Here is a 17661-nt window from a genome sequence, read left to right as displayed (position 1 = left end):
CCGAAAGGACGCAATCGCATGGAACACTTCGAACTCGCAATCATCGGAGCCGGCCCCGGCGGCTACGTCGCCGCAATCAGAGCCGCTCAACTCGGCATCAACACGGTGCTGGTCGAACGCGACGACATTGGGGGCACGTGCCTCAACCGCGGATGCATCCCCACCAAAACCATCCTCCACACCGCCAAGCTGTTCTCCGAGATATCCCATGCTGAAGCCCTCGGTATTCGCATCGAATCAGCTGCCGTCGATTTCGACGCACTCCGCATGCGCACCGCCGAAGTGCGCGAATCGCTTCGAGACGGCGTCGAAACCCTCGTTGCAGCCAATGGCATCACGCTCATGCGGGGAACGGCGACGGTTGCAGGGCTTGACGGCATCACGGTTTCCCAGCCCGACGGCACCATAGCCGAAATCTCCGCAGACCACCTCATCATCGCAACGGGATCGGCCCCGGCGAAGCCGCCCATCGCGGGCATCGGGGAGGATGGGGTTCTCACCTCCGACGACATGCTCGAAACCATCCCGGAGCTCAAACGCCTCGTCATAGTCGGCGGCGGCGTCATCGGGATGGAGTTCGCGGGGATCTACGCGGCGCTCAAAACCCATGTCACCGTGCTCGAAGCCGCGCCGCGCATCCTGCCGACCATGGATCGCGAATTCGGCCAAAGCCTTGCGATGTTATACAGAAAGCGAGGCTGTGCCATCGCGGCAAACGCGCTCGTCGAATCCATCGAACGCGCCGCCGACGGATCCCTCTCGGTCCGATACGCCGTAAAGGACGCCGCCGAAACCGTCGATGCCGATGCCGTGCTCGTCGCGACCGGAAGAGCACCCGCGATCGGCGGCCTTTTCGCCGAAGGCTTCGAACTCGAACTCGACCGAGGCCGCATAGCCGTTGACAAACGCATGCAGACATCGGCCGAGGGCATCTACGCAATCGGAGACGTCGCCGCAGCGGGAGCGCAACTTGCACATGCCGCATCGGCCCAAGGCATCGTCGCCGTCGAAACGATCGCGGGAGCGGATGTCTCGTTCGACCCGGCACTCGTACCTTCCTGCGTCTACTCCTCCCCCGAAATCGCCAGCGTGGGAATGACCGAGGCGGAGGCGAAGCAAGCGGGCATCGCCGCACGTGCGGGCAAGTTCGCCATGACGGGCAACGGCAAATCGGTGATCACCGGACAGGGCAGAAGCTTTGCGAAGATCGTGGCCGACGAATCGGATCGGATCATCGGCGCCCAGCTCATGTGCGGCCGCGCAACCGATATGATCGGCGAGCTTTCGCTCGCCGTGGCAAACGGCCTCACGATCGAGCAGATGAAATCCGCCATACGCCCTCATCCCACATTCGAAGAGGCGATCGGCGAAGCGTTCGAGGCGTTTGCCGGCGGCGCGATCCACGCCATGCCGAAACCCCGATGAGAAAATGGGGCGCTACACGAGCCCTGCCTCGGCGCGGGTAACCGAATAGGCAATGTGAGGCATATCGATGCCGTGGTAGTGCTTCGAGAACTCGCCTCGCGGCACCATACCGTTTCGCACGGCAACGCGCTTCGAGGCTTCATTGGTCGTTCGGATCAAAGAAAACACCTCGTTGACGCCGAGTTCTGCGAAGGCGTAATCGCGGCAAGCCCGCGCCGCCTCCGTTGCGTACCCCCGATGCCAATACGCCCGCGCGAACAGATAGCCAACTTCCACAACGCGCTCGCCCCCGTATTCCTGCATGGTAAGGCCGCATTGGCCGATAAACGATCCCCCCTCTTTAAGGATCACCGCCCAAAGCCCGAAGCCGTCTCGATCGTATCGCCCGAGCTGATTATCGAGCCACTTTTGAACCTCTTCATCGGAAAACGCATGTTCGTAGGCGTACATAACCTGCTCGTCTTGCAGAATGGCGCAGAGATCGGCGAAATCTCCTTCGGCGAGCTTGCGCAACCCAAGGCGCTCCGTTTCAAGAACCCACTCGGTCATACGGCCTCCCCCCCCCCGAACGTCATCAACCGCGAAGCAGCCGATTCGCCGGCAAGCGAAATATCGGCTGCTCCGTATTCGTGCGATTTCGTTCCAGAGTATAGCCTAACCGAGAGGATTGGCGTTAGTGTAGCCCTCGCCGAGAATCGAAGTCATGGGCACATCGCCCATCCAGTCTTCGGCAACTGTCTTTCCAAGGCGGTTTTCCACGATATGGCGCGCCGCCGCACAGGAGCACCAAAGGGCCACCGGCTGATTGGTTCCGCCGCCGTATACCTGGCTGTCCCAGCCAGCAGTGGCGATACCCGAAGCGTACAGGCCCGCAATGGCTTTTCCGTCGGGATCCACCACTTGCGCATGGGCGTTGATATGGATTCCGCCGTTGGTGTTGTAGGCGTTCACGCCAGCTTTCGCCGCATAGAACGGGGCGGTTCGAAGCGGCCAAACGAACTCCTGCGCTTTCCCGTATTCATCTGCGGCGCCATCTGCAGCGGCGTTGTAGGCATCGACGGTTTCGACGAACGCATCGACATCGAAGCTTTCCACATCGGCGGCGATCGCCGCTCCAAGACCTTCGATCGTGTCGGCTTGGTAGAACCAGTCTTTATCCTTCACCCTCTCGATTTCCGAACGAATCTCAAGCGGCGTGCCCGTTTTCGTAGCGCTGTCGAAACCGTTATGGCCGTTCTGCCATTGTCCATCTTCCCATTTCTGAATATAGGATTCGTCAAACACCGAAAAGGCCTGGCTTTGCGATAGGATGACCTGAGGGATACAGGTGAAGAACAGCTGGGAGCCGGTGTTGAAACCGAACGACTCGTCGTAGAACCGATTGCCGTATTGGTTCACGAACATGCTTGAAAACTGAAATCCTGCAGCGGTATTGAGATCGGAGTTGAAGCCGCACGGATCGTCGGCCGTACCGATGCCGGCGAAGAATCCGTCGATGGTTTGCAACCCGGTTCGACCATGCGCCGTCTGCTCCACCATAAGATGCCCGTCCCCATCTTGTCCGGTACCCAACGGCATGACCTTGCCCAAATCCACGTTCGAGTAGAGGTCGAGCAACTCAGGGTTGGTGTTCATGCCGCCCGAAGCGATGACGACAGCCTTTGCGTTGAGTTGAATCACGCTGCCATCGGCCGCTTTGTACTGGATACCCGAAACGGTGTAATCATCGTCCAACACAAGCGCGAAAGCGCGCGCTTCGGTACGTATGTCAACACCGAGCTCCTGAGCCTGAGGCGTCAAGGTGGCGATGGCCGAAGCCCCTGTACCGCCTTCGTAGAGAGGCTGGCCGCTACCGTAGTCTTCGATCTTAACCCCATGCTTGCCGAACAGCCAATCGGCGCAATCCCCCTGCTGCGTGCGAAGCGCGTAGAACAGCGAGGGATCGACGACGAAGTTGCGCTGGATCATTTCGGCTTGGACCGCAGCTCGCGCCTCTTCGGGTGACATGTTGAGATATCCGGCGCCGCCTTCGGCGAAATTGGTGTTGCCGCCCAACGCATTCTGCTTCTCCAGCATGACCACCGTCGCATCGGGATCCTGTTCTTTGGTGAGCATAGCCGCCGTGAAGCCGCCCATGCCCGAGCCCATCACGACGACATCCACATCTTCCGTAGAATCCGGGGTAACGGGTATGCCGATCCCATCTGGGTTGGCATACCCGACCGCAACCGGCGAAGCCGCGGCTTTCGAATCTTCCGCATTGCCGTCAGCGCTTGCAGCACCCCCGGTTGCCTGCGGCGAACACGATGCCAGCAACGATCCCGTTGCTGCGGCGGCAGCCGCAACGATGCCGCCTTTCATGAACGTGCGACGATCAAGGTTTCCTTTGGTTTCACGCATGGCGAATCCCTCCATTCGGTGTGTTCCATTACCTGCAGAAGGATTCTAGAAACGGGATCGACCACCGACAATCGCGAATTACGTGTGATTTTCCCCGAGCCCTTTGAGCTGGGAATATCCAAGCTCTACTGCGCCCTTTCACCCATTTTTCGCGATGTCGCGCAACGTCTCGACAAGCTCCTCGCGCGAAGATACGCCCGCTTTCCGGTAAATGTTGCGAACATGGGTTTTCACCGTATTGTCCGAAATGAACAATCCGGCGCTGATTTGCTTGTAGGGCGTCCTGCGCACCAGCAGCATCGCTATCTCCGCCTCGCGCGAGCTGAATCCGAACCGTTGGATCCACAGATCGGCCGCACCGTCCTCCAAGCGATCTTCGGTCCCGGCCAAAAACGCGCTTTCCGAAACGTCGTCTTTGCGTATGCTTCTCTGAGCGGTTTTTGCGCGATAGTACATGAAAAGCGTCGACACCAACAGGAGAAGATACGTCAGTCCGCTCGAAAACGCATTCGAAAACTGCGCCGGCACGAGCGCGCCGAGCAATTGACCGAGCTGGCTGCTGAAGAACAGCAGCGCGATCAGGAAAGGAAGTCGATTCCTCTTATCGTGTACAGCCAGCACTGCGGCGAAGTACCACATAAGATTGAAGAAACAGGCAAATCCTCCCGTGTTGATGGCCGTCGGCACGACATCGATGACGCCGTGCAGCGAAACCAAAAGCATACCCGTGGCAACAAGGGGCACGACGAAAAGAAGGCATTGCTCGAAGAGAGATTGCCGATCCTGAAGAAGGAAAACGGCAACCAGAAGAAGCGCGCAGATGCAGGTGCCTATATATTCCGATTCCATGCCCGCCGATGTTCCGGATGATCCAAGGCCACCGATTGCAAACGTACGAACGAGCCCATAGGCAAACCCAGTCAACATGGCGAGAACCACCAACGGCTTCACGGTCATATCGACTTTTGCACGAGCCGAGTCAGCCGACGAAACGCATGATGAGCGGGCGTAGGCATAGTAAAGCACCGCGGCTATTATCACAAGCAGGGCAGACGCAACCATCTCCCCAACTACCGGCAGCCAGGAAAGAAGAAAGAACACCGCAACTCCGGCGACCGTCTCGATCGCAAAAGCCAGCGGCATGAACCGCACCCCCATGCGAGCATGCAATTCGCCGCAAAGAAGCAGCATGAAGCTGTTCCCTACGCCCGAAAGCACTGCACCGGCCGCCGTTGCCAAAGGGCTCGCCTCGCCTAGCGTGGGCAGAACAAGCAGGCCGAGCGCACCCGAAGCGCATACGGCGAAGATCGCATACGAACCGCGCCAGCCGGCAAACGAGAACTGCGGTTTGCGCCGAGAAACGAGGGCTGCCAGCCCCAAGGCGACGACGGTCCCCGCGATCGTCAACACGAATCGGCCATCGTATCCGCTGACCAGGGAATCGGCCGAGGCGATACGGGCGTTCCAGAGCAACAGATAGTGGCTCCCCCACCAGGCGATGCTTCCGATAATCAGAAGCAGATTGCCCTTGAGCACCTCCATGGTCCGGGCAGATAAAGCCCTCCCGTGTTCTTTTTCAGAGTCAAACGCTTCCTGCACAAGGCCTCCTACCGATCCGATGCACGGCCCATCCTCAAAGCGGCTTCAAAACCGTGCATCGAAAGCATCGTTTCGCCATCAGCATTCTCCCGATTCGCCTAGTACGGCTCATCGAGGTTTACATGAGCTTGGGCGTCGGCGTCGAGGCCGAAGAACTTCTGCTCGCGATAACGGTCGAGCGCCACAAGGGCGATCATGCCGGCGTTATCGGTGCAGGCGCTCATCGGGGGCAGCGTCAGGCGCACGCCAAGCCTTTCGCACATGACTCCGTAGGCGGCGCGAAGCGCAGGATTGGCCGCCACGCCGCCGCCCAGGCAAAACTCCTTTGCGCCGGTAAGCTTGAGCGCCATCTCCGCTTTCGCTATCTGCACATCGATGACCGCCTGCTGAAACGACGCCGCCACGTCCGCCTTGTTCACTTCGCGGCCAGCCGCCTCTTCGTTTCTGAGATACGTGATCACCGCCGTCTTCAAACCCGAAAGCGAAAAACGGAGATCGCCCGAATGCAGCATGGCCCGCGGAAAATCAATCGCCCCGGGATCCCCTTCGACGGCAAGCTTCGAAATGATCGGACCCCCCGGATAACCGAGGCCCATGGCTTTGGCAACCTTGTCGAACGCCTCGCCCACCGCATCGTCGAGCGTCGAGCCGAGCGTCTCGTAATCGCCCCAAGCCTTGACGTGCACGAGCATGGTATGGCCTCCCGAAACGAGGGAAACCACGAGCGGCGGCGCGATATCGGGCGTGGCGATCTTGTTCGCATAGATGTGCCCTTCGAGGTGATTGACTCCGATGAACGGCAGATCCGCTGCCCACGCAGCGCCTTTCGCGAACGCAACCCCCACCACAAGCGCGCCCACAAGCCCGGGCGCATAGGTCACGGACACTGCGGAAAGATCGCGCCACCTGAGCCGGGGCACGCCGATTCGAGCGGCCGCGACATCGAGGCATTCGTCGGTCACGCCGCAGATCGCCTCGATGTGCTTTCTGCTTGCGATCTCGGGAACCACGCCTCCGAAACGTGCGTGGAAATCGATCTGCGAAGCAACCACGTCGGAAACGAGCTGGCCCGATCCGTCGACGATGGCAGCCGCCGTTTCATCGCACGAGGTTTCGATGGCGAGAACGAGAGGTGCCGCTGCCTCGATGCGCTCGCCACGGCCATCGGATGCGGCGGCAAAGACGTCGAGCCTCCGTTCCGCATCGCATCGAACAGGCGGGCAGCCATCTTCGACGCGAAGAGCCTTCCCGCCGTGAACCTGCAACTCCATACCCGCAACATCATGGTGATCGAGCGGCAGAGGGCCTTCCATGATGACCGCATCTTCCCGATCGGAGTAGTACTTCGGCCTCGTTCCAATCGATTCGAAGCCAAGCGATGCATACAGCGCCCGTGCGCCTTCGTTCGACGCGCGCACCTCAAGCGAGCATGCTTTAGCTCCAAGATCGCGGGCATCGCTTGCAATTCGGGCAAGCAGGGATCGCGCGATGCCGCGGCGGCGCTGAGCCGGCGCAACCGCAACCTTGAGCACCTGCACTTGACCGTCGACGATCCAGCCCCCCGCATATCCGACAAGCATGTCATCCGTACCGTAGGCGGCCCACCAAACGCGATCCTTGCGCGGCAGCTCGTCGAGAACGAGCGCCTCGCTCCACGCGTCGGTGCCCATCAGCTCGGATTCAAGCTCGGCGACGGCATGCGCATGCGCCGCATCAAGCGGGCGGTACGTGATGCCGCTTTCATCCGCTCGGGCGTTTTCGATGGCCGTATCATGCGCAGACGGCTGCTGGTCGCGCCGAACGCCGGCATTCTGAACGCCTGTGCGCAGGTTCTTCGGTTCGTTTTTACTCAGGCGAATGCGTTCGTTTTCCTCGGCGTCGGAAAGCCGCGTATACACCGGAAGCGCAAAGGCGGGGTTGCCGAAGGCGGCATCGAACGGATCGAGCAGATTTGCGCGCCACGCCTCCTGCGCCGCACGCAAAAGGCCCTTTCCCGTCGGCGTCCAAAGCGCCTCGTCGGCGAATGCGCCGCATAGCTCGAACAGTTCGGCGTACTTCTTGAGCGCATCGCCCGCGATGATCGAAGCCGGGGCGTTCGCGCCAACAACCGAATCGGACGACCCGGCAACACCGCCTCCATCGGCGGAGGCCGAAGCGGCTCCCCTTCCAACCGCAAGCATCTCGGCCGCCGTTTCCGCCTTGACCACGCTGTCGGCTTCCAGGCGTTCGATGCCCTCGTCAACCAGCTCGTAGCGCACGGGATACACCTCTTTGCGCATGGCGTCTGCAACCACGACGGCCGGGCCGCGCAACCCCGCATCGTGCAGGTTCCACGCTATGGAGTCAAGGGTCGAAACGCCGTACAGGGGAACCTCGAGGGCCGATGCGATGCCCTTTGCCGTGGCCATGGCGATGCGCACGCCGGTAAACGAACCCGGCCCGCGACCGCAGACGACGCAAACGATATCGCCTTTGGACACGCCCTGCTCGGCAAGCAGCGCATCGATTCGGGGCAGCAGCTGCGTGTTCGATGCGCGGCGAGCTTCGACCTCCACCGAAGAGACGGCGGAAATGCTTCGATCCGCTTCGTCGGCAACGCCGAGCCCGATTGCGATAACCTCGTTTGCGGTGTCGAACGCGAGAATGTAAGAATGGGTTGGTTCGCTCATTGTGTTCACGTCTTCGATTCTGTTGTTTCGGAAGTTGCGGCGCATCGGCCGACGTACATTGCGCGCTTCATCCTATTGAGTCTGCGCAAGGCGGGATTTCGAATCCTTCGCCCAAACGAACAGCAGGTTTCGTGCGCGCTCCCCAAACGAATGGGCCTGCACGAGCCGTATGCCGCTTTCGTTGACGGTGATATCGATCTCGAGATATCCGTAAGGCAAGGCCTCGGGAAACTTCTCGCCCCACTCGATGAAAGTGGCGCCCGGCCCATCGACCGTCTCGAAATAGCCGATGTCCTCAAGCTGATCGGAACCATCGAGCCGATACAGATCGAAATGGAACAGGGGAAGCGCACCGTCCATGTAGCTCAGCAGGATGTTGAACGTGGGGCTTGTAACGGGGCCGCCTATGCCAAGGCCCGCCGCCACCCCTTGGACGAACTGAGTCTTGCCTGCGCCGAGATCGCCGTTGAGCACGATCACGTCGCCGGGTCTGAGGTACGGCGCAAGCGTAGCTGCCAGCTGCTTGGTCGCTTCGGTCGAAGTGGTTTGCCTCACGTATGTCAGTCCGTTTGCCATGGGTGCTATGATACGACAACCGCCAGCGCTAGGCCAGCTTTGCACAAGGTCAGCATGGTCTGCTGCCGTTCGGTTCCAACGCAAGCCGAACGGTGCCGGAGCCGATTTCCGTACCGCATGCAGCACAAAAGCTACCGAACGCCGCCCATGCCCGTTCGTCTGTCGGCAGCTTTCGCATCGCGGATCCGCTTGCATTCGGGGCATATCGCAGTCATCGAGCGGGCAAGGGCCGCATCAGCGTGGTCGAGCCGCGAAAGCAATCGATTCGCGTATGCGACCTCCTTTCGCGATGCGTAGTAACGACCGCACTCGTCGCACTCCGCAAGCGCGAACACGCACCGTTTCGGAGGCTCGGCTTCGTCGGCCAGATCGGTATCGGGCAAAAGGCCCATCGCCCCGGTCGGACATACGCGATGGCACGCACCGCATGAGGTGCACAGCTCGAAATCAAGCGCCCACACAAGCGTTCCCTCGTCCTCGTCGACGACGATGCCGATTGCCCGGGGCTCGCATGCAACCGCGCATGCGGCACACGCGATGCAGGCGCCGAAATCATGATGGGGCCTGCCCTTGGCGCAGGGGCGGAGCATTTTTTCCCGAAAGGGAAAAGATCCGCTTCCAACCTCATCGACCATGATCCGCCACCCCCCGATCGGCCCCGCGCAGGGCAACCATCATCTTGTCGATGGCCCCGAGCCTCTTTTTCCGATTCGAAAGCTCAAGCGATTCCTCGTCGACCAGGGAAAGGGCATCGGTAGGACACGACGCTATGCACCGGGGTCCACCCTGCGTTTTGGCGCAGAGATCGCATATCGCGACGCAGGAATAATCGCCCGTCTCCTTTTGGCGGAGCAGACCCGACGAGCGAGAGGTCGATGTCTGCCCGAACAGCTCGCCGCGCGGCCTCGAAGTCGAAGGCATCGACGGATGAACGGCACCGAACGGGCACGCAAGAGCGCAGACGAGGCATCCCGTGCACAGCTCTTCGACAACCTGCAGCCGATCGTCTTCCTGGACGATGGCATGCGAGGGGCATACCGCCAAGCAGGGCGATCCCTCGCACTGGTGACAGGTGACGGCAGCCGAGATGTCGCGCGTTTTGACAAGCGATATGCGCGCGGCAGGACGGAGGGCAAGCTTTCGATGACCCTCGCTGCATGCGACGATGCAAGCGTCGCATCCGATGCACCGATGAGGATCGACGATAACAAACCTGTTCACACTCCCACCTCGCTCTCCCTTTCGCCCAAAGGCTGTCCGAGCAGCCGTTCTCTCGACCGCCTAAACGGCCGTCTCCTCAGATCCCCACGCCCGCTCAAGCGCCAGTCGGGCGTTCTGGGCCTCGACGGCCTTGCGCGCTGCCTTCTCGGCCTCGGCGATCGCTTGTTCGCGCGCCCTGGTCACATCGCTTTGATCGCTCGCGCCTTCGCGGGCAGGTTCGACGCACGGCGCGTCGCCTTCCCCTGGTTCGGCGGATGCATCCTGGTGGGACGCCTCTTTGAACAGGCGATCCTTGAGCTGGGTGTACAGCTCCTGCATATGGCGCTCGGCCCACAGCTGATCGGCGATGGGCTCCACCTGGCATGCGCTGTACTTGTCTTCGGGCGTGCCCGACTGCGAATCGGTCACATGCAAGGTGAGCTCGTTGCATTTGCCGACCCACCATTGGTAGGTCATGTACACCGCACCTTCGTTGATGCGCTCATCGACCGCCGCCCGCGAGATGATCTTGCCGCGTCGCGAATACACCCAGACGAGCTGCTCTTCGTCGATTCCGCGCGCTTCGGCGTCGACCGGGCTCATGTGCACGTAACCCGGCTCGTCGGCAAGCGCCGCAAGCGCTTTGCAGTTGCCGGTCATCGAGCGACATGAATAATGCCCCACTTCGCGCACCGTGCAAAGCACAAGCGGGTATTCCCGATCGGGCAACTCGGTTGGCAAAGCGTACTCGGTCGCGAAGAAATGCGCCTTTCCGTCTGAAGTCGTGAACGCACCGCCCGCGTACAGCTCGGGCGACCCGGGGTGGTCCAGCTCGGGAACGGGCCACTGGGCGTAACCGACGCCTTCCATCCTCTCGTAGGTGGCACCGAAGAACAACGGGCACAGCTCGCGGATTTCGTTCCATATCTCCTCGGTGGACCCATACGCCATGGGATAGCCCATGCGACACGATAGATCCTGGAATATCTCCCAATCGTGGCGGCATTCGCCCTTCGGCGGCACCGCGGCGGTAAAGCGCTGGAAGGTCCGGTCGGAAGCGGTGAACACGCCCTCGTGCTCACCCCACGATGTAGCGGGCAACACCACATCGGCCAAAGCCGTAGTCTGCGTCATGAAGATATCCTGGCTGATGAGCAGATCGAGGCTCTCAAGCGTGCGCCTCATCTGGGCCGTGTCGGGTTCGGTTTGCAACGGGTCTTCGCCGAAATTGTAGAACGCCCGGATGCTGCCATCGGCCACACCGTGCGGCAGATCGGTGAGTTTGCGACCCTCGATGGGAGACAGCTTTTCAACCGGCACGCCCCAGGCGCGGGCGAACTTCTCGCGCACCGCCTCGTCGTCGATGCGCTGGTATCCGGGATAGAGGCTCGGCCACATGCCCATATCGCACGATCCTTGCACGTTGTTCTGACCGCGCACCGGGGCAAGCCCGCTCGCATGCTTGCCGATATGCCCGGTGATAAGCGCAAGCGCCGCGATGGCGTGCACGCTGTCGACGCCTTGGCGCTGCTGCGTGACCCCCATGCCCCACCCGATGACGGCGGTTTCGGCCGTTGCGTACATGCGAGCAGCCTGTCGGATCTGATCAGACGGCACGCCCACCGCTTCGGCAACCGTTTCAGGAGCGTAATTCTGCACGACCTCCCACCATCGGTCGAACCCTTCGGTATGGTTCTCGATGAATTCCCAGTCGGCCAGATCTTCCGCAACGATCACGTAGGCGAGCGCGTTGAGGAGCGCGATGTTCGAGCCGTTCTTCTGCGGAAGGTACAGATCGGCGATTCGCGCGGTCTCGATAACGCGGGGGTCGGCGACGATCAACGTCGCACCCCTCTCTTTCGCCTTCACGATGCGGCTTGCGACGATGGGATGGCTGGCCGCCGGGTTGTACCCGATGAGCATGATGCAATCGGTTTCCTCAAGCAGCGGAATGCTCACGCTCATGGCGCCCGACCCAACCGATTCCATGAGCCCTATGACCGAAGCGGCGTGACAGGTACGCGCGCAGTTATCGATGTTGTTGGTGCCCAAGCATGCGCGCACGAACTTCTGCATCACGTAGTTCGCCTCGTTGCCCGGACCGCGCGACGAACCGGTAAGCATGATGGCTTCGGCTCCGTGCTCCTCGATGATGCGCTTGAGGCGCTCAGCCGTGAAGTCGAGCGCCTCGTCCCAACTTACCCGTTCAAGTTCGCCGCCTTTTTCCCGGCGGATCATCGGGTGGAGGATGCGGGGTACGAGTATCTTGGTATCGTTGATGAAATCGTGGCCGTACAGGCCCTTCAGACAAAGCTCCCCCTGGTTCGTAACGCCATCGGCGGGCTCGGCCTCAACGACATAGCCGTTTTCCACTATCAGATTCATTTTGCAGCCCGCTCCGCAGTACGGACATACGGTTATGTGCTTCTCCATGGCCTACCTTCCGCCCAAATCTTCGTTCAGGCGCAGCGTCGAGTACGCAGCCGTCGCCTTCGCCGCCTCCTTGCGCTTGCTCTGAGCGCCCTTTTCCAGAAAACGCTGGTCAATGAGCCTGAGAGCATGCGTCGGGCACGCTTTCACGCATGCGGATCCCTGCGCCGAACCCTCGCAGAGGTCGCACTTGATAACGGTCGACTTCCTGCGGTTTCTGCGGCGCTTCGCCTTCTTCGTCTCCCCTTCCCCATCTTCTTCGGAAGCGGGGAGAAGCTCGGTGGCGATGTCGACCGCGCCGTACGGACACGCGAGGATGCAGTTGCGGCAGCCGATGCACTTTTCCCTCTGCACGCCCACGCGCTCGTCATCGGAATACAGGCACCCGGTCGGGCACGCCTCGACGCAGGGCGCATCGACGCAGTGATGGCACCCCACCGGCGCCGAAACGGTACGCGTCAATACGAGCTGCAAACGCGGCACGGGCACGTCGCCCTCGACATCGTGACGGTGCAAGCATGCCGCCATGCACGTTTTGCACCCGATGCACTTACCGGGATCCGCTATGACGAATTTCCTGCTGAACATGCTAGACGCCGACGCTGCGCTCGGCAGCCTCGACCGCGTGGGCCATCAGCACCGAGGTCGTCACCGATCCGACTCCGCCTGGCACGGGGGTGATGGCGCCCACGATCGGCTCGACTGCATCGAAATCCACATCGCCGCACAGATTCCCGTCATCATCGAAATTGATGCCCACATCGAGCACCGTCTGACCCGGCGAGAAGCAATCGGGGCCGAACATGCGCGCACGACCCGTCGCGCACACTACGATATCGGCCGCGCGCATGGTGGACGCAAGGTCTTTCGTCCTCGAATGGCACAGCGTTACCGTCGCGTTGCGGCGCAAGAGCATCATGGCAATCGGCTTGCCGATTACCAGGCTGCGCCCAACTACGACCACGTGGGCACCCTCGAGAGGGATGCCGTAGAAATCGAGCATCCTCATGCACGCCGCAGCCGTGCACGGGGCGAAACCGAAGTCGCGATCCATGAACACGGCGGCCAACGCCGCGGAAGAGATGCCGTCGATGTCCTTTTCCGTTTTCAGCGTATCGCACACGGCCTGCTCGTCGATATCGCCTGGAAGGGGGCGAAACATAAGGCATCCGTGCGCCGATGCGTCTCGGTTGATGCCATCGATCGCCGCCTCTATCTCATCCTGCGACGCGCCGTCCTCAAGCACGGTCCTGCGAAGCTTGATGCCAAGCGATTCGGCGCGCTTCACCGCCGTCCGCTCGTAGGACAAGTCATCGGGCCTCTCGCCGATGCGCAGAAGAGCCAGCCCGCACTCGACGCCCCTCTCCGCAAGAGAACCTATCCGAGAACCCAGCTCCTCGGCGATCTTTTCGACAACCGGTTTCCCGGCAAGACGTTCAGCCATGATCCACCTATCTGATTTCGTCGAGCACGTATGCGTACAGCTTGTCGGCAAGCGCACCCGAGCCGTCTACGAGCCGGTCGGCTTCTTCGATATAGGCCTTTGCGCGCCCGCGATCGGCGATGTCTTTCGCGTTAATGAACACGTTGAGGCTCGCTCCGAGCAGCGCCGCCTTCCCAAAGGCAACCGCAACGCCGACATCGGAAAGCACCATGCGGCTTCCGTTGTACGCGAGAAACTCGCAAAGGTCGATCACATGGGCGCACGACCGCATTATATCGAGCGGAACCTCGCAGGCGCCGACGAGGGCCTGCTGCATGACCCTGTCTTTTTCGGCCAGCTCCTCGGGCGTCGCCTTCGGCATGCCGTACGCCGCGGCAAGCGGCGCGAACGCGCGTGCATCCTCATCGACGAGCCCGATGAGCCGCGTGCGCTCGTCGGCGAGCTTCTCCAGCACGATGTAGGTATCGGCTTCGACGGCTTCGTAGCGCTTCTTGCCCACCGTCAGATTGCCCACCATCGAACCGAGCGCCGACGAAAGGGCGCCGACGTAGGCGCTCGCGCCTCCGCCGCCCGGCGTTGGCGCCTTGCTTGCCAAATCCATGATGAATGTCGTATCGAGCATGCTCGTCTCCTGTCGTGCTCGGTCGATTCGCCGCCCGAAAGCGGCATCCGTTTTCAAGAGCCCGATCGAACGGGCGATGATGCAGATTAGAACAGTCCCGAGATCTTCCCCGTTTCGTCCACGTCGATGCGGCACGCCGCAGGTTCCTTCGGAAGCCCCGGCATCGTCATGATATCGCCCGTGAGGGCAACTGCGAACCCGGCGCCCGCAGACACCTTGACCTTCTTGACCGTAATGCGGAATCCGCGCGGCGCCCCAAGCAGCGAGGCGTCGTCGGAGAAACTGTACTGGGTCTTCGCCATGCACACCGGCATTGCACCGAATCCGAGCGATTCGAGCTGCTCGATCTCCTTCTTTGCCGCTGGCGTGAAATCGACGCCGTCGGCATGGTAGATGCGCGCGGCGATCGCTTCGATCTTCTCGGCAAGCGAGAGATCGTCCTCGTAGCAGAACGTGAAATCGTTCGGTTCTTCGCACAGACGCACGACCTCCTCGGCAAGCGCGATGCCGCCCGCGCCGCCTTTGGCCCACACCTCTGAAAGGGCGACGTTCACGCCGAGCTCCATGCATTTCTCTTCAACGAGCGCGAGTTCTGCTTCGGTATCGGTGGGGAACCGGTTGATAGCCACCACGCAAGGCAGCTTGTAAACGCCGGTGATGTTCTCGACGTGCTGAAGGAGATTCGGGAGACCCGCCTCGAGGGCTTCGAGGTTCTCCTCGTTGAGCGAATCCTTCGACACGCCGCCGTGGTTCTTGAGCGCGCGCACCGTGGCGACGACCACGACCGCATCGGGTTTGAGCCCGGCGAGGCGGCACTTGATATCGAGAAACTTCTCGGCCCCCAGATCTGCGCCGAAACCGGCTTCCGTCACGCAGTAATCGCCAAGCGCCATGGCCATGCGCGTCGCCATGATCGAGTTGCACCCATGGGCGATGTTGGCGAAAGGCCCGCCATGCACGAATGCGGGCGTGCCCTCGAGCGTCTGCACGAGGTTGGGCTTGAGAGCGTCTTTCAGGAGAGCGGCCATCGCGCCCTGCGCGCGCAGATCGCCCGCCGTGATGGGCTCGTCGGCGCCCGTATAGCCGACCACGATGCGCGCAAGGCGCTCCTTGAGGTCGGTGATGGAGGTCGCCAAGCAGAAGATCGCCATGATTTCGCTTGCAACCGTGATATCGAAGCCATCTTCGCGCGGCATGCCGTTGGTCTTGCCGCCAAGCCCGTCGACAACGTAGCGCAATTGGCGATCGTTCATATCGACGCAGCGCTTCCACGAGATCTTGCGCACGTCGAAGCCGAGCGCGTTGCCCTGCTGGATATGGTTATCGATCATGGCCGCAAGCAGGTTGTTCGCCGCGCCAATCGCATGAAAATCCCCCGTGAAGTGAAGGTTGATGTCCTCCATGGGAACAACCTGGGCGTATCCGCCGCCCGCAGCGCCGCCCTTGATGCCGAACACCGGACCGAGGCTCGGCTCGCGCAAGGCGACGACCACGTTTTTCCCGAGCTGAGCGAGCGCATCGGAAAGGCCGACTGTCGTGGTGGTCTTGCCCTCGCCCGCAGGCGTCGGATTGATCGCCGTCACCAACACGAGTTTTCCGGAAGCGCGCTCCTCGTCGGCAAGCAGGTTGTAATCGACCTTGGCCTTATAGTTTCCGTACAGTTCGAGGTACTGCTCGGGAACGCCGGCGGTTTCGGCGATCTCGCGGATATGCTTCGGGGTTGTTGCTTGGGCAATTTCAATGTCGCTCAACACGTCGAGCCCTCACTCTCTCGTTTCTTCTCGTCTGAACGCCCAAAACCGTGGGCACTGGATACAGGCAATTCTACTTGTTCGGTATGCAATGCGCACACCATATTCCACCAAGCGCACAAGATGACCAGCCGAGGGGGAACGAGATGCCGCCAACAGCGCGCCATGCGCCGCCCTGCGCCCATGCGAAGCAAGAGCTGCCCGCAAGACAAGCGCCGCCCGTGTTATCACGCGCGGCGCCGGAATCGAAGCGAAAGCCGTTGCAGCTTTTACGACACCGTGACGGTTGCGTTGCCCGTCATCACGGCAATGAGCGCCATGAGACCGCCCGTCAGCGAGAGGACGATGGCGACGATGAAGAAGAACAGGCAGCCGAACCACGCGAATTTCTTGCCGCCTTCGCTCCAACCCCAGCCGTCATGGCCGACAAGCCAGGCAACGAGCACGCCGGGAAGGCCGCCGAAAAGCCCGATGCAAAAGTAACCGACCTTGGCGAGTCCCGAGAATTCTTTCATTACATGTTCCTTTCCACTATGTTCAGTACGGCGAGCATGGAAAAGTATAGGAAGGGGCATACAACAAAAGAACAGCAGTACAGGCAATCAGAGTGCAAGCGCACCACGAAGAGCGAAGTCAGCGGTCTTTCGCATCGATGCGCTTTTCAGCATACGCAGCGGCTCTGCCTCCGAATTCCGCTGCAGCCATCCTCGCGCAGACGATTGCCGTTCCCGCAATCCCGCTACCTGCGTGCATCGTAGATGAGTCGAAGGCCATCAAGCGTCAACTCGGGCACGACCACGGTGATGGTCTCGGAGATGCGGGCAACCGATTCGGCCAAGCCGCCCGTTGCAATAACCTGCGTCTGGTAACCCAGCTGCTTGAAAATTCGACGCATGAGCCCGTCGACGCGATCGGCCTCGCCGTACACGATACCCGCCTGAATGGCTTCCTCGGTCGAACCGCCTATCGCCGTTTTCGGATCAACGAGGTCGATGGCCGCAAGCTTGGTTGCCCGAGAAAACAGGGCGTTCGCCGACGTTTCTACGCCGGGGGCTATGACGCCGCCGATAAAGTAGCCGTCTCGGTCGATGACTTCGATGTTGGTGGCCGTGCCGAAATCGACGACGACGCACGGGGGGCCGAACAGAACCCTCGCCGCCACGGCATCGGCGACGCGATCGGCTCCAACCTCAGCCGGATGCGCATAGGTCGATTTGAACAGATCGCCCGCCATCTGGGCGTCGACGACGACCGGCTCCTTGCCGAGCATGGTCACCATGGCATCATGCCAGGACTCCGTCAGCGTGGGGACCACCGATGCGAGGGCTGCGCCGTCGACCTCGGATGCATCGATGCCCTCCGATTCGAACAGCGGCTTGACCTTGATGCGAAGCTCATCGGAAGTATGCAGTTTGTTGGTGGCCACGCGCCACATATGAAGCAGCTTATCGCCAGCGTACAGGCCCAATACCGTTTGCGTGTTGCCAACGTCTATAGCAAGTAACATGTTTTTGACAATCCCCCCGGGCGAGAACCATTCTGTCT

The 17661-nt window shown here is 61.2% G+C and carries 15 protein-coding genes; 1 reads left to right on the top strand and 14 read right to left on the bottom strand.

Annotation, left to right across the window (positions count from 1 at the left end; translation table 11 throughout):
* Positions 1-18 precede the first annotated feature (18 nt).
* Positions 19-1425: a dihydrolipoyl dehydrogenase gene (gene lpdA / locus C1719_RS02055; RefSeq protein ID WP_180963424.1), complete on the top strand. Its 1407-nt coding sequence runs from the start codon at positions 19-21 to the stop codon at positions 1423-1425.
* 12 nt (positions 1426-1437) lie between these two features.
* Here the strand turns inward: lpdA and C1719_RS02050 are convergent, their stop codons facing one another.
* From C1719_RS02050 to C1719_RS01985, 14 genes are all read right to left on the bottom strand, one after another.
* Positions 1438-1974, bottom strand: coding sequence for a GNAT family N-acetyltransferase (locus C1719_RS02050; RefSeq protein ID WP_102373571.1), 537 nt, complete (start codon positions 1972-1974; stop codon positions 1438-1440).
* A gap of 105 nt (positions 1975-2079) precedes the next feature.
* Positions 2080-3825 (bottom strand): FAD-binding protein, encoded by a 1746-nt coding sequence (locus C1719_RS02045; RefSeq protein ID WP_219717780.1) that lies wholly within the window; start codon positions 3823-3825, stop codon positions 2080-2082.
* Between the two features lie 138 nt (positions 3826-3963).
* Positions 3964-5424: a helix-turn-helix transcriptional regulator gene (locus C1719_RS02040; RefSeq protein ID WP_146007824.1), complete on the bottom strand. Its 1461-nt coding sequence runs from the start codon at positions 5422-5424 to the stop codon at positions 3964-3966.
* Positions 5425-5522: 98 nt separating this feature from the next.
* On the bottom strand, positions 5523-8093 hold the full coding sequence (gene tsaD / locus C1719_RS02035; RefSeq protein ID WP_102373964.1) for a tRNA (adenosine(37)-N6)-threonylcarbamoyltransferase complex transferase subunit TsaD: 2571 nt from the start codon (positions 8091-8093) through the stop codon (positions 5523-5525).
* A gap of 72 nt (positions 8094-8165) precedes the next feature.
* Positions 8166-8648 carry a tRNA (adenosine(37)-N6)-threonylcarbamoyltransferase complex ATPase subunit type 1 TsaE gene (gene tsaE / locus C1719_RS02030; RefSeq protein ID WP_102373963.1) on the bottom strand — a complete coding sequence of 161 codons (483 nt, stop codon included), beginning with the start codon at positions 8646-8648 and terminating at the stop codon, positions 8166-8168.
* A 152-nt stretch (positions 8649-8800) separates the two neighbouring features.
* Positions 8801-9304: a 4Fe-4S dicluster domain-containing protein gene (locus tag C1719_RS02025; RefSeq protein ID WP_102373568.1), complete on the bottom strand. Its 504-nt coding sequence runs from the start codon at positions 9302-9304 to the stop codon at positions 8801-8803.
* Entirely contained in the window at positions 9294-9890 is a 597-nt protein-coding gene (locus C1719_RS02020; RefSeq protein ID WP_102373567.1) for a 4Fe-4S dicluster domain-containing protein, read from the bottom strand. Before C1719_RS02020 ends, C1719_RS02025 begins: the two co-directional genes overlap by 11 nt.
* Positions 9891-9950: 60 nt before the next feature.
* Positions 9951-12302, bottom strand: a complete 2352-nt coding sequence (gene fdhF, locus C1719_RS02015) for a formate dehydrogenase subunit alpha (protein WP_102373566.1) — start codon at positions 12300-12302, stop codon at positions 9951-9953.
* Between the two features lie 3 nt (positions 12303-12305).
* Entirely contained in the window at positions 12306-12887 is a 582-nt protein-coding gene (locus C1719_RS02010) for a 4Fe-4S dicluster domain-containing protein (RefSeq protein ID WP_219717779.1), read from the bottom strand.
* A 1-nt stretch (position 12888) separates the two neighbouring features.
* Positions 12889-13743, bottom strand: coding sequence for a bifunctional 5,10-methylenetetrahydrofolate dehydrogenase/5,10-methenyltetrahydrofolate cyclohydrolase (locus C1719_RS02005; RefSeq protein WP_102373565.1), 855 nt, complete (start codon positions 13741-13743; stop codon positions 12889-12891).
* Positions 13744-13750: 7 nt separating this feature from the next.
* Positions 13751-14365 carry a cyclodeaminase/cyclohydrolase family protein gene (locus tag C1719_RS02000; protein WP_102373564.1) on the bottom strand — a complete coding sequence of 205 codons (615 nt, stop codon included), beginning with the start codon at positions 14363-14365 and terminating at the stop codon, positions 13751-13753.
* Positions 14366-14451: 86 nt separating this feature from the next.
* A complete protein-coding gene (locus C1719_RS01995; protein WP_102373563.1) occupies positions 14452-16119 on the bottom strand; it encodes a formate--tetrahydrofolate ligase in 1668 nt (555 codons plus the stop codon).
* Positions 16120-16385: 266 nt separating this feature from the next.
* On the bottom strand, positions 16386-16631 hold the full coding sequence (locus C1719_RS01990; protein WP_102373562.1) for a hypothetical protein: 246 nt from the start codon (positions 16629-16631) through the stop codon (positions 16386-16388).
* Positions 16632-16855: 224 nt separating this feature from the next.
* Positions 16856-17623, bottom strand: a complete 768-nt coding sequence (locus C1719_RS01985) for a type III pantothenate kinase (protein ID WP_102373561.1) — start codon at positions 17621-17623, stop codon at positions 16856-16858.
* Between the last annotated feature and the right edge of the window lie 38 nt (positions 17624-17661).

Origin of the sequence: Raoultibacter massiliensis (assembly GCF_900199545.1) — a bacterium.
GTDB lineage: Bacteria > Actinomycetota > Coriobacteriia > Coriobacteriales > Eggerthellaceae > Raoultibacter > Raoultibacter massiliensis.
Note: the sequence above shows the minus strand (reverse complement) of the source record. Positions and strands in the feature narration are given on the sequence as shown.